Here is a 13,166-nt window from a genome sequence, read left to right as displayed (position 1 = left end):
GAGGTTTGCTGTGGTATTCCATCAACTTATCACTGACAACTGACAACTATTCCCGGTACGGTTTTCCCAAGGCGAGGGGTGCCTCAGCACGTCCGACAAACCCTGCCAGTACCGCTAAGCACAGTACATAAGGCAACATCAACCACAACTGATACGGAATATCCCAGCCCAGGGCTTGGAACCGCGCATCAAGTGCGGAACCGAGTCCGAAGAGCAACGCAGCACCACACGCCTTCACCGGATGCCATTTCCCAAAAATAACGATCGCCAGAGCGATGAATCCGCGCCCGACTGTCATCCCCGGTGTAAAATAAGGGACATCGGCGAGGGAGAGATAGCCGCCAGCGATGCCTGCCATCGCACCCGCGAAGAGTAGACAAAGCGTTCTCAAGCGGCGCACATTAGCACCGACGGTGGCAATCGCCTTCGGATGCTCACCACACGCGCGTATCCTGAGTCCGAGTTGCGTATGGTAGAGGAAAAAATAGACACACGGCACCAGCAGAAACGCAATGAAAACGAGGATATTGTGTGAAAACAAGGCATGCCCTAAGACAGGGATTTTGGAGAGCATCGGGATGTTGATCTGCTGGAACGCTGGCACGCCTTTTGCAATCCCTGTTGCCCCGAAGAGTCGTTGATAGATGACTTCAGTCAACCCCAGTGCCAAAAGCGTCATCGCAGTGCCGATGATCACTTGGTCACCACGGAGTCTGATGGCACATAACGCAAAGAGCGCGGCAGCGATAAGTCCACTGAGTCCTGCCATCAGCAGCCCGAACCACGGCGCGAACATCACGAATTCCGCTGTGTAGAAGGAGCCGACCATCCCAAAAAACGCGCCGATGAGCATCATCCCTTCGATGCCGATGTTCAATACACCTGCACGTTGGGAGATGACCTCACCTAAAGCTGCCAGCAGGAGCGGTGTCGCTCCGCGTATCGTCGCCGAAAGAATCTCTTCAAACATAATTTTTAACTATTGGGTTTCCGCTCGTTTTTCTTATTTTTATCTATTGGGTTTTTGCTCGTTTTTCTCCGTTGTCGAAAAACGGTTTTTTCTTAGGTTGTTACGGTATCGAAATAATTACGTATTAAAGTCCCCCTGATAAAGGGGATTTAGGGGAAATGCGTAAGTCCTATAGGTGGACATCTTTGTAGCATGATGCACGTCGCATCTGGGGTTTTTGCTTGGGTGTTTCTTCAAGTACGCCGCAAAACTGTTAGTTTGTGCCAGTCTGAATGCCTGTCATAGGCATTCAGACTGTTTGAGAGTGCCCAATTAATTATAGGTTCTACTATAAAACTAAAAAAATCTACCATCGCGTGTTAAATTTCCGTAAGTCCTTTTACGTTTTTGGTCTCTAATAATGGTATCAAAAAATTACTTCCATATCAACATTTTTCGTGTTGCTGTGAAATCTCCGGCTGTTAGCGTGTAGAAATAAATTCCGCTGGCGACAGACTCACCGAGGGCATTCCGTCCATTCCAATACGCGGCACGGCTCCGGGACTGATACGTTCCAACAGGTTGATGCCCCAACGCCAATGCCCGCACCAATCTCCCATCCACAGCATAGATGTGCAATGTCACCGCCGCGGGTTTCGCTAACTGATACGGGATCCACGTCTCAGGGTTGAAGGGGTTCGGGTAGTTTGGTAACAAAGCCGTCTCCTTTGGCAGTAAGAGTGCCAGCAGCTGCTCCAGCATCGCAACGCCGCGCAGATAGGCAGGATCTGTGAGTGCCATCTGGCGTGCTTGTGTTAGCAGATCTTGTACCTCCGCGGCGGTAAGCCCTTCAAGATCCGATGGATGTAGGGTCGGTGAGGCAGCCGTTCCGTGTCCTAAAGCACCAGCGACCATGACGAGGTCTTGGATATTGACGACACCGTCGCCGTTGACATCTGCGCTACTTTGACCCGTCTGTCCAAGACTTGACGATACCAAAACGAGGTCTTGGACATTGACGATGCCATCGCCGTTGACATCTGCAGATACGACGGCATCGAGTGGGCGTTTATAAACAGGATTAACATCTGCTCTGATACCGACAAACATACTCCAAGCCCTAGCGCGCTCACTGACCTTCACGAGTAAGAGATTATCACCTTTTTCCAAATCAACTGTGAAATCGTCCTTGAAATCAGACGCACTCCGATCAATAGGGTGATTATGCACCACTTCCCCGTTGAGCCAGACCTTGATAGCGTCACTACTTCCGACCTTCATCAGCACACCGGACTGAGCCGTGGCGGATTCAAGCGTGATCAGCGCGTAAGAGGAATGATCGTTTATATCACCTTTTGCCATCCCGATAGTATTCAGGAGGTCATTGATATTATCTCCACCGCGCGGTGCAATCTTTCCCAGTTTCCAGACATAATCACCGACGGTATCGCCTTCTTTGGCACCGTTCGTCGCGACTTCCGCCTCTGTCACAGCACCCGCACTCGCAGCAGCGAGTGAATCTACATTGATGGAGCGTTTGCCCCCTTGCCGAGGTTCGGTTGGCGCGATCATCCAGAGCCAGGGACCGATAATTTTGCCAAGGTTCAGATCATAGCTGATTCTAATTCCTTTCGCCTGCAGGGCGGGGATGTGTGTGTTGAGAGAAGTGTGACTCAGTGGATTGTTCCCAATAGACAGGAGTGTCAGTTGCGTTAATCCGGCTAAAGGCGTTATATCGCTAATTTGATTCCCACGAAGGCTAAGATATGCCAAGTGTGTTAATTTTTTAACGGACCCAATATCCTGAATCCGATTATTGGAAAGATCTATGCTACGAAGTTTCGTAAGTTCTGTGATTGGCGTAAGATCATCAATAGCATTGTAGGGAAGATTTAAATATTCGAGGTTGGTTGCATATTCAAGACCCGTAAGGTCTTTTATTTGCTTTTCAGGTAGACGACCGGAAGAACCGTAAGTATACTTTCTCGATATATTATTATATGGAACGAGTCTACCTAAGCCTAACATATCCAATTCTGTGATAGGAGTTCCAGGTGCTAAGTCAAGGGTTTCCCTGATCGCCGCTGCTAAATTTGCATCGGGTATTAATATAGATTTGGATTCTGGGAGCAAGGCGGTTATATCAATCGGAAATCTTTCGCTTATAGTAAAGTTGCCATGCGCATCAATAACGTGAAGGGCAACATATTCAGTTGTGGGTGCTAATTCAGTTGTGACAAATTCAATTGTGAGGTTGTTTCCGTTTACAGATTTACAATCAGACACTGTGATTTCGTCAAAATATGGATTTCCTGGCCAAGAAAGTGAATTCGTAAGCAGCTGGGCTTGATGAAGTTTTGCGGAAGAACTTATCTCAAATTGGAGACGGATAGTATTCGGTGAAGATACGAAAGCAGGATCAAGCATCCGTATTGTTGACACTTGGGAAAAAGGGTCACGGGTAGTATTAAAGTATCGATGCGCATCCAAAAACTCAGCAGCGCAGTACGCCAATTGGTTTTTGACAGGAGAATCGCCATAAGACATAATGTAACGATCATCTCGGAAATCGTGCTGTAAACCAAAGGCGTGTCCAAGTTCGTGGGCAATTGTCGTCCATGCTCGAGTATAGAGGTTCTTGGGGGCATTGTCGTCAAAGTCTACGAGTGTAATGTTTGCAGTTCCATTAAATGGACTACTAGAGGCATTACCACCGACTTGGCTAAAATTCTGATTATGGTCAAATTTTATAAAATTAAGATATATGAGATGTTCCGACCTATCAAACTGTTCACTAATTTCTTTGTTCGCTTTCTCAATCGGGTTACTTCTGTAATGTTCATTGGTAAACTTCCCTTTAACGTAGTGCCTGACTGGATTTCCCTGTGCATCCGTTTCAAGTTGAAAAGTTTTTCTGCCGAACCCGTGACGTTCCATCTCATCGGCATAAAACTGTTGTACGTGTTCTACCCACTCGTCTAATGTTGCGTCTATATCCTGTAAGGGTCCAAGGTCGCTTGGGTGAAAGTAGATCTGCCGCACTATATACTCGGGTGGGGTTTCTTGCGCAAAACTACTTGGCATAAACACAAGCGTAGCAAAAATGAGGAGTGTAAGTGTGAGATATAACATTGTTTTCATGAATTCGTTCTCCTTTTTTATGAAGGGTGTAGGCATTTGTGTTCATGCTTCTGAATTGAAGGGTAAGTTAGTTCTGATGTTGAGTTTCGCTCAAACTTACAACCCGCAACTTAGATTACAATTAGTTAATTTTACTTATTATTTTAATATTAAATTATAAGTCTATATCTGACTAATATCATACAATATTTTTAGGGAAAAGCAAAGAAAATCCCGTGCTGTGTGCGATTTTTAGGAGGTCTCCGTTCAACTTCCAGATCAAATATATAGGTTGAATATATCCTTAAGAACGCGAAGACTCACGTTTTCGGAACAACTGCACAGAACTATAACCGATAACAAAAAGGAGAATTGTCGCTTGCATGACAAATGTCACTTTGTCAGAGATGCCGACCGTTCGCTGCATACTGTATGAACCGGTCGATAGCGCGCCAAACAGCAAGGCAGCAGCAACCGTCACCAACGGATTCAACTTCGCCAGTAGTGCAACTGCAATTGCTGTGTACCCGTATCCGGGTGAGAAATTGAGAAAAAGTCGGCGGGTCAGTGCGGTGAGTTCAATCGCGCCGCCGAGTCCGGCGAGCGCACCACTAATAAAAAAGACGCGGAGGGTGTTATGCATAATCGAAATCCCCGCCGCTTCCGCTGCAGCCGAGCCTTCGCCGACTGCGCGGAGTTGGTAGCCAAACGCTGTCCGAAAGAGGATAAACGTCAGGATAATCGCCAATACGACAGCGATAACGATGCCGAGATGGACCCGATGCGGTGGGAAAAGTCGCGGTAGAAATACCCACTCGGCGATCCGATCGCTCTGCGGCCCGCGTTGTGCGGCTTCTTGCAACGGACCGCCATCTATCATCATACCCACCAGATGGAGCGCGACGTAGTTCAACATGATCGTACTGATAACTTCGTTGACCCCGCGTGTCACCTTGAGCACTGCGGGGATAAGTCCCCATATCCCGCCTGCGAGCGTCGCAATACCGAGGCATATCGGCACAGCAATCCAAGGCGTTTCAGGGAAAAGTGGCGCGAGTTTCGTTCCAAACCACGTCGCTACTAACGCGCCCATCAGGAACTGTCCTTCGGCACCGATATTCCAAATCCCACACCGAAACGCCATCGCAACTGAGAGCCCTGTCATCAGAAACGGCGTGCTTTTCACCAAGGTTTCTCCGAATTTCCGGCTATTCCCAAATGCGCCACCCACGGCTGCTTGATAAGCCTCTAACGGGTTGTAGTTGCAGAGCAGCATGATAATGGCGTTTGTAACAAACGCACTCGCGAGAATTAGAACCGGTGTCACCACCCAGTGAACGTTGATTCTTTTAAATATGTTGGCTACTTTTAGCATCATGTTTTCAGGCTATCACCAAAATCTTTATGGGTTTGCCCCGTCATTAACAATCCGAGTGCTTCAATATCGTTGCGCTGCGCCGTCGCTTCGATCAGTTTACCCCTTGACATGACGTAGAGTCGATCACTCAACAACAAGACCTCGTCTAACTCTGTTGAAATTAACAGGACAGATTTTTTTGCCTCGCGTTGTGCCAACAAATTTTCATGGACATAGCGAGCGGCGTTGACATCTAAACCGCGTGTCGGATTAACAGCAATAAGTAGATCGGGTTGCAGCGAGATTTCCCGGGCGAGGACAATTTTTTGTTGGTTGCCCCCAGAGAGTGTGGCGGCAGGAATGCCACCGATAGGCGGACGGATGTCATAATCCGCGATAAGTTGTTCTGTAGTGTTCCGTTTTCTTTTTTCATTGAGGACATTCCACTGTGCGGTGTTTTCCAAATGCGTTACATTCAACAAAAGGTTTTCTGTAACTGAGAACGACGCGATAACGCCAGTCGTTTGCCGATCTTCGGGGATATAACCGACCCCGCGCCGTCGTACTGCCTTTGTCCCTTTCGGATCGGTGTCTAAGATGCTTATTGTCCCTGATTCGCTGTGCCGTAATCCCATAATTGCTTCGGCGAGTTCGCGCTGTCCGTTGCCATCAACGCCAGCGATACCGACGATTTCACCGCGATGGGTTGTCATAGAGACATCTGACACCGCGATTTCGTTACGACTGCCGAGTACGGTCAGATGTGAGAGTTGTAGCACACTGTCTGATGCGTCGTTTTTGAAAGGGGCGTTTTCTGAGCGTTCAACTTCGTTGATTTCTTCGCCGATCATCTCCCGTGCGAGTTCCCGTGCAGTTAGTTCACCCGTCGGACCGAGATAGACTTTTTTGCCGCGCCGTAAAACGGTAATTCTATCGCTGATGTTTAAAACTTCTTTCATTTTGTGGCTAATGAAGATAATCGCTCTGCCATCGGCTTGGAGTTTGCGGAGAATTGTGAAGAAACCTTCTACTTCTTGCGGACTTAGAACAGCTGTCGGTTCATCAAGGATGAGAATCCGAGCATCAACTGCCAATGCTTTTAGGATTTCCACGCGTTGTTTTAAACCGACCGAAAGGGTTCGTACCAGCGCAGTGGGATCAACCGCGAGACCGAATTGCTCCGAGAGTGCTTGTGTGATTTGGGCAGCCTCCTCTTTCTTGAAAAGGAACTTGCCTAACCATTTCTTATGATCGCCGGTTTTAAATGCGTTCCGTGTGGTGTTCGGATACACTTGCCCAAGACTCAATGCGATGTTCTCAGCGACAGAGAGATTTTCGATCAACATAAAATGTTGATGCACCATGCCGACACCGTTAACAATCGCATCACGTGGCGATTTTGCCCGTAACCTACGTCGCCAGCCTTCACGGTCTGTAACATAGATACGTCCCGCCGATGGCTGGTAAAGTCCGTAGATAAGATTCATCAGTGTGGACTTTCCGGCACCATTTTCCCCTAAAATCGCGTGAATTTCACCCGCTTGAAGCGCAAAATCAACGCTATCAACGGCGACCAAATCACCGAAGGTTTTCGTAACATTCCGAAGTTCAAGGATATTTTCTTTTTCCATCTACAGCAGGCACCACTTTTCCGCGCTCGCGGGTGTCAATTCTCCATCGTAAGCGATAACGCGAAGCGAAACTGTCCAACTCTCGCCTTCAGGTGTTGATACGGAGCCTGTCCAAGTCGGGTTATAGAGTGCCATCCCGTAATCGCGAATGAACCACGGTCCGCGAATGCCTTCATTAAGGATGCTCATAAAGACACCGAACGCGCCATGCCCTGCCAACACATTCTGGTAAGCAACGAAATCCGATTCGCCTTCGTGGACGACATCAACCTCTCCGCTGCGTCCGTTGTCCCCCAACACAATACCCCCCATGACAGGCAAAAGTCTCGGTTCAACGCGGATACCGATGCTCCCGAACTTCGTCTGTGGATACGTCGCAGCACCGTAAGTGGCGATCTTCTCACTCGTCATATCGCAGATAGTAGCATCCGCAAGTGCATGAAGATTGACGGTACGAATTTCGTCAATTAACGGTTCTTCGTTTTCATCACGCCAGACAACATTCTGAACGAATTGGACACCATCGGCATGTGGTGTGATGTCAATATCCTTCTGTGTGTCCATCCGTCCCAATCGCTCAAAGACTTTGTCCGTCCAAGAACGGCGGGGCGGCGATGCCCAAAAACCTGCTTCCCTGTCGCCGACTTGAACCGGTCCTTGTCCGACGAAAATACCGTTGTGGAACGGGTGATCAAAGGCAAACTCCTGAACGACGGTATGTCCTACCGGTGTATAGAACGGAAAGACAAACGGACGGTAAAAGTTCGCTCCCACTCCGCCCAAACATCTGCCTGTGTTGCTTTCAACAACCAGATGCGTTTTGGCATTTACCTTAACTTCAAAATTGTTTTTCATAATTCCTCGTTTACGTTGAGATTAGAAACCTCAACACAGATACAATTTTTAACGGATCAATTTTCTGATTCGTGAGTTTCAGAAGCAGGGTGAACAGCTGAAGGGCGTTCTTGCACCACAGGTATGACGTAGCTCTGGATTGTCAACCCTTCGAGCATCTCAGTCTCCACGCGAGGTTCGGGTTTTTGGCGATGATCAAAGACAACGTAATAGCCTTCCGTTGCGCCTTCCGATGTGAGATACGCGGCGAGCTGCTGCTTGCCTGCTTGATAGCGGATCTCGCCCCGCCAAATCTTTGTTTCGACGATGTATTTTCGCTGATTGTGCGTGATGAGGATGTCCATTCTCCCACGACCAGTTTGCACCTCTATGTGCATGACACCACCGATACGCCTAACAAACTCGTCAAGATAGGCAAGTAAGAGGTGTCGTCCTACCGATTCTTGCGGCGTATCGGGCACCTGCAAAATTCTGAAACCTGCCCGTGCTATGAAATCTCGGAAGTTATCCAGTAACGCCTCCATCTGAATCTGCCCGGTAGATGTGAGATACTCATGAAGTGCTTCGTCGGTATCTTCTGGGAAGTATTCTTGCTCTAACCCGTTTACGAGTGGCTTGAACGCCCTCATAATCCGGTAAAGATAAAGCGGATTGAGAATCTCACACATACCATCAGTGCCCTCTTTAATAACACCATAGGTAGCGAGTTCACTGATAATATCATCGTCGAGATTGAAGTCTACGCCTTCTTCACGCGCCATAATCCGCATGAGAACGCTTTCAAAGCGTGGATTCCTGCGGATATTAGTCGTCAGATGTTCAATGTTGGTATTCCGTCCACGGAGGAGTCGTGTATGTGCTACCGTAAAATGTTCCATCGCAATCGTCTCAGCTTTCGGGATATCCATCTCTTCGGTAAGAATCTGTGCCAACCGATTGACAAGCACAGGTTGACCAGCAGTCTGCTTGTGAATGGATACCACAACTTCAGGAGCGAACCCTTGACCGACCTCCGCAGTATATTGTCCAAGCAGTTCTTTGACTTGTTCAAGTGTAAAGTTGGGTAGATGGAACTCATCCTGAATATTGAACGGCGAGATGGATCTGTCGTAGTTGAGTTGAATGATGTTCTTGACACCAACAATGCCGACACTGTGGGGACACCGCGTTCTATCGGAGAGATAAATATGGCGTAGTGACCGCAAAAAACCTTTAACAGCGGCGCGCGGGATCGCATCAAACTCATCAATGAGCAGCACAACTTTCTGCTTAATGGTATAGGACGAATCAAGGAGGCGCGCCAGTTGGGCAAAGAACCTTCTCATCGCTCTATGATCTGTTATCTCGGTCTTTTCCAAAAATTCTATAAGTGCCTCAGAAGGGACCTGTCCACGCTGCTGAAAAACCTTTTCTATTTCTTCACGAATATCTTCGGAGAGTCCCCGGTAAAAATCAGCGGGGCTATCGTCTTCGGACTCCTCAAAGTTCAGTTGAATTGGGAAATATGTTAAATCCTCAGTTGTAAGTGCGTCAAGTGCTAATCGGAAGAAGGTCGTTTTGCCGGTCTGGCGCGGCGCAAAAAGGACGATATATTTCCCCTGCTTGATACGGTCTATGAAATCGGCAGTCGCTTTTGTGCGTGGGACGATGTAGTTATCTTCAGGATACAAGCGCCCTTCGGTTCCAAAACGTTTCATCTAATTTTCGGGTTGGAAACCCAAGTCTTCAGGCTTGGGTAGTTGACGTACCCTTTTCCCCGCTGTTAAATTGTGGTTTGATTGCGCGACGTGATAGGGTATTGACTCTCGATTAAGTATATCACATCATTGCTTAGCAGTCAATATAAATATAAGATGAAATTCCCGCTTTACATTTACAAGGCAAACATGCTATAATATCCCCATATTTTACAATGTAATGGAGGAAAAGTACACACATGAAAAACTTTTGTTGGACTGTCTTATGTCTTTTCGCAATCGGATTCATACTTGTTGGGAATATAGATCTCAACGCGAAAGGGCACGAGAAATTCAAGGTTGCGATGCTCCTACCCGGTTCTATCAGTGACGCGGGTTGGAATGCTTTGGCGTATGAAGGGCTTAAAGAAATTGAAGAACAACTCGGTGCGGAAACCAGCCACGCTGAGACCCGAACCCCGGCGGATCAGGAAGAACAATTCCGTTCCTACGCACTTGACGGTTACGACTTGGTGTTTGGACACGGCTATGAGTTCCAAGACCCAGCGAAAGCGGTGGCAGCCGACTTTCCTGAGACGATTTTCATAACATCTTCCGGTGGCACGATCACGGATAATATCTCACCAGCGAACTTCCGCGTTGAAGAGCCTGCCTATCTTTTAGGGATGATCGCAGGCATGATGACGAAAACCAATAAACTCGGTGTGATGGGTGGACAGAATATACCGTCTGTGAATAGCACGTTTATGGCGTTTGAAGGCGGTGCGAAAAGTGTGAATCCTGATGCTGAAGTCTCTTGGGTATACGTCGGAAATTGGGAGGACATCGGCAAAGGTAAGGAACTCGCCCTGGCACAGATTAATGAGGGTGTTGATTTTATCTTCCCGAATGCTGATGCTGCTGGACTCGGTGCCTATGAGGCGGCTGAGATTTTTAATAAATCTGAAACCGCCGAAAAAGAGGAAAGGATGGTGTATACCTTCGGGGCGAATCGCGACAAGAGTGATATTTCTCCGACCGTGATTGCGAATGCCGTGATTACGCCGAACGCTTTTGTACAGATTGCCAAACTCATCAAGGACGGCAAGTTTAAGCCACAGGTTTATACTTTCAATATGTTGACAGACGAAGCAATCACCCTTACCTACAGCCCCGCCTTGAAGGATAAGGTTCCAGAAAATGTCCAAAAAGCCGTTGAAGATGCAAAAGCCAAGATCCTTGCGGGTGAGTTGAAGGTACCACAAATTGATTTCACTGAAAAGGAAGACGACAAAGATTAACCTATCTCCGCAACCGTGCGTCGCTGGCGCGTTTGCTGAGCGCGCCAGCGGATACAGAGAAGGATTTATATGAAATATACCGCTTGTAAATCAGGGCATAGCTCTGCAACCTATGCTATATACTTGTGGCTTTTCGCAATCGGACTTATGCTCATTGGAAATACATACGCCTACGCGAAGGGACATGAAAAATTTAAGGTTGCTTTACTTCTGCCCGCTTCCATCACCGATGGCGGATGGAATGCTTTCGCTTACGATGGTCTCAAAGCGATTGAAAAGGAGTTAGGGGCGAAAGTTAGCCACGTTGAGAGTCGAACTCCTACGGATCAGGAAGCACACTTTCGCGATTACGCACTGGATGGGTACCAACTGATTTGGGGACACGGCTTCGGATATCAGGAATCTGCGAAACAAGTTGCGCCAGACTTCCCCGAAACGGTTTTTATTACCTCCACTGGGAACACCGTTACCGATAACATATCTCCGATAGTTTTCGCGATTGAGGAGCCCGTTTACTTGTTAGGGGTTATAGCCGGCTCAATGACAAAGACAAACAAAATCGGTATTGTTGGTGGACAAAACATCTCAGCTATCAATAGTATGTTTAGTGCGTTTGAAGAGGGTGCGAAAAGCGTTAACCCTGATGTCGTGGTGCGTCGGGCGTATGTCGGTAATTGGTCGGACATCGGGAAAGGGAGGGAACTCGCCCGGGCACACATTAATGAAAACAGCGACTTTCTCTTTCCGGTTGCAGATGTCGCGGGACTCGGCGTTTTTCAAGCTGCAATGGAGGCACAATCCGATGGAAAGACGGTCTACACTTTCGGGGTATATCGAGACCAGAGCGAGTTGTCCCCTACAACTATAGTCGCGAGTGCGATTGTTACCCCCAAGGTCTTTGTGAACCTCGCCAAGGTTGTGATGGAAGGCACCTTTGAACCGCAACCCTATCGCTTCACAATGGCAGAAGATGAAGCACTTACTTTTCTCTACAATCCGGCATTGAAGGATAAGGTGCCAGAGACAACACAAAAAGCCGTTGAGGATGCAAAAGCCAAAATTCTCTCAGGGAAATTAAAGGTGGAGCAAACCTATCTTACACAATAGCCGTCAACCGTCAGTTTGTGTACCGCTGGTGTCCTTGCCCAATTTCAAACCTCGCCAGCGGTAACGAATAATAAGGAAGCATTCAGGTGAAACAACGAATTTATCGGAATTTGTTAGATAAACTTGGACGTTCAGTCCTAATCGTATGTCTCTTCGTCATCGGGTCTATAAGCGGTTGCGAGAGAGTTCAGGATAGCAGCAAAATTATCTACACGCCAGAACCCGGAACATTCAAAGTTGGTATGCTCCTACCGGGTTCCATTAAGGATCAAGGTTGGAACGCCTTGGCGCACGATGGCTTAACAGCGATCGAAGCCGAACTCGGTGCCGAAATAGACTACGTCGAGAGTTTAACGCCTGATGTCTGGGAAACAGACTTTCGTGCCTATGCTATGGATGGCTACCGCCTCATTTTCGGGCACGGCTACGAGTATCAGGAGGCAGCGATAGCCGTCGCGCAAGATTATCCTGAAATCATCTTCATTACGTCTGCGGGCGCAAGTGGAGCTATTCGTGAGAATGTCTCCCCGATTGTCTTTCGGCTTGAACAAGCCACCTATCTGTTGGGGATGATAGCCGGTCTGATGACCCAAACCGATAAGATCGGGATGGTTGGTGGCCAGGAACTTCCGTCTGGTAGTAGCGTGTTTATGGCGTTTGAAGGCGGTGTGAAAAGTGTCAACCCTAATGCTGTCCTGCAACGGGCTTATGTTGGCGACTGGGAGAGCATTGCTAAGGCAAGAGATATCGCTACCACACAGATTCAGGAAGGCGTTGACTTCATTTTTCACAACGCGAATGAGGCTGGACTCGGTGTGTTCGAAGCAGTTATCATGGCGCAGGACGCTGGCAAAACCGCCTATTCCTTCGGTGCCAACCGCGATCAAAGTGCTGTCTCTCCTCGGGCAGTGCTTGCTAATGCCGTGATTACACCGAAAGCCTATATACAACTCGCAACGGCTGTCAAGGCAGGGACATTTGAATCTAAACTCTATGTCTTTACAATGACAACCGACGGTGCAATCGCTTTGACCTATAACCCAGAGCTGAAATCTCAGGTGCCTGAAGAGGTACAACAAAAGGTTGAGGCAGCGAGACAGCAAATTCTTGCCGGTACATTAGCGGTGCCACAAATCAATTTTAGTGCGGCGGAATAACCCGTTTGGTAGG

Annotated in this window: 9 protein-coding genes; 3 read left to right on the top strand and 6 right to left on the bottom strand. The window is 48.0% G+C overall.

The window, feature by feature from the left end; genetic code table 11:
- Positions 1-46: 46 nt before the first annotated feature.
- The 6 genes from OXH00_13580 to OXH00_13555 all read right to left on the bottom strand — a co-directional run bounded on the left by OXH00_13580 (position 47) and on the right by OXH00_13555 (position 9,609).
- Positions 47-970 carry an ABC transporter permease gene (locus tag OXH00_13580; protein MCY3742041.1) on the bottom strand — a complete coding sequence of 308 codons (924 nt, stop codon included), beginning with the start codon at positions 968-970 and terminating at the stop codon, positions 47-49.
- Between the two features lie 414 nt (positions 971-1,384).
- Positions 1,385-4,090 (bottom strand): leucine-rich repeat domain-containing protein, encoded by a 2,706-nt coding sequence (locus OXH00_13575; GenBank protein ID MCY3742040.1) that lies wholly within the window; start codon positions 4,088-4,090, stop codon positions 1,385-1,387.
- A gap of 283 nt (positions 4,091-4,373) precedes the next feature.
- Positions 4,374-5,447: an ABC transporter permease gene (locus OXH00_13570; protein ID MCY3742039.1), complete on the bottom strand. Its 1,074-nt coding sequence runs from the start codon at positions 5,445-5,447 to the stop codon at positions 4,374-4,376.
- Positions 5,444-7,057 (bottom strand): ABC transporter ATP-binding protein, encoded by a 1,614-nt coding sequence (locus OXH00_13565; protein MCY3742038.1) that lies wholly within the window; start codon positions 7,055-7,057, stop codon positions 5,444-5,446. Before OXH00_13565 ends, OXH00_13570 begins: the two co-directional genes overlap by 4 nt.
- The gene (locus OXH00_13560) at positions 7,058-7,912 is read right to left on the bottom strand and encodes a PmoA family protein (protein MCY3742037.1); all 855 of its coding nucleotides are present in this window, start codon (positions 7,910-7,912) and stop codon (positions 7,058-7,060) included.
- Between the two features lie 56 nt (positions 7,913-7,968).
- On the bottom strand, positions 7,969-9,609 hold the full coding sequence (locus OXH00_13555; GenBank protein ID MCY3742036.1) for an AAA-like domain-containing protein: 1,641 nt from the start codon (positions 9,607-9,609) through the stop codon (positions 7,969-7,971).
- A 239-nt stretch (positions 9,610-9,848) separates the two neighbouring features.
- Here OXH00_13555 and OXH00_13550 point away from each other — a divergent pair, with 239 nt between their 5' ends.
- The 3 genes from OXH00_13550 (at position 9,849) to OXH00_13540 (ending at position 13,153) form a co-directional block, all read left to right on the top strand.
- Positions 9,849-10,889 carry a BMP family protein gene (locus OXH00_13550; protein ID MCY3742035.1) on the top strand — a complete coding sequence of 347 codons (1,041 nt, stop codon included), beginning with the start codon at positions 9,849-9,851 and terminating at the stop codon, positions 10,887-10,889.
- Between the two features lie 69 nt (positions 10,890-10,958).
- The gene (locus OXH00_13545; protein ID MCY3742034.1) at positions 10,959-11,996 is read left to right on the top strand and encodes a BMP family protein; all 1,038 of its coding nucleotides are present in this window, start codon (positions 10,959-10,961) and stop codon (positions 11,994-11,996) included.
- Positions 11,997-12,082: 86 nt separating this feature from the next.
- Entirely contained in the window at positions 12,083-13,153 is a 1,071-nt protein-coding gene (locus OXH00_13540; GenBank protein MCY3742033.1) for a BMP family protein, read from the top strand.
- Positions 13,154-13,166: the final 13 nt, after the last annotated feature.

Source organism: Candidatus Poribacteria bacterium (assembly GCA_026706025.1).
GTDB lineage: Bacteria > Poribacteria > WGA-4E > WGA-4E > WGA-3G > WGA-3G.
This window is presented reverse-complemented; position numbering and strand designations above follow the sequence as displayed.

What these genes read in the sequence shown, in the direction of transcription:
- OXH00_13580 (MCY3742041.1), bottom strand. Translation starts at nt 970, where the DNA reads ATGTTTGAAGAGATTCTTTCGGCGACGATACGCGGAGCGACACCGCTC.
- OXH00_13575 (MCY3742040.1), bottom strand. Translation starts at nt 4,090, where the DNA reads ATGAAAACAATGTTATATCTCACACTTACACTCCTCATTTTTGCTACG.
- OXH00_13570 (MCY3742039.1), bottom strand. Translation starts at nt 5,447, where the DNA reads ATGATGCTAAAAGTAGCCAACATATTTAAAAGAATCAACGTTCACTGG.
- OXH00_13565 (MCY3742038.1), bottom strand. Translation starts at nt 7,057, where the DNA reads ATGGAAAAAGAAAATATCCTTGAACTTCGGAATGTTACGAAAACCTTC.
- OXH00_13560 (MCY3742037.1), bottom strand. Translation starts at nt 7,912, where the DNA reads ATGAAAAACAATTTTGAAGTTAAGGTAAATGCCAAAACGCATCTGGTT.
- OXH00_13555 (MCY3742036.1), bottom strand. Translation starts at nt 9,609, where the DNA reads ATGAAACGTTTTGGAACCGAAGGGCGCTTGTATCCTGAAGATAACTAC.
- OXH00_13550 (MCY3742035.1), top strand. Translation starts at nt 9,849, where the DNA reads ATGAAAAACTTTTGTTGGACTGTCTTATGTCTTTTCGCAATCGGATTC.
- OXH00_13545 (MCY3742034.1), top strand. Translation starts at nt 10,959, where the DNA reads ATGAAATATACCGCTTGTAAATCAGGGCATAGCTCTGCAACCTATGCT.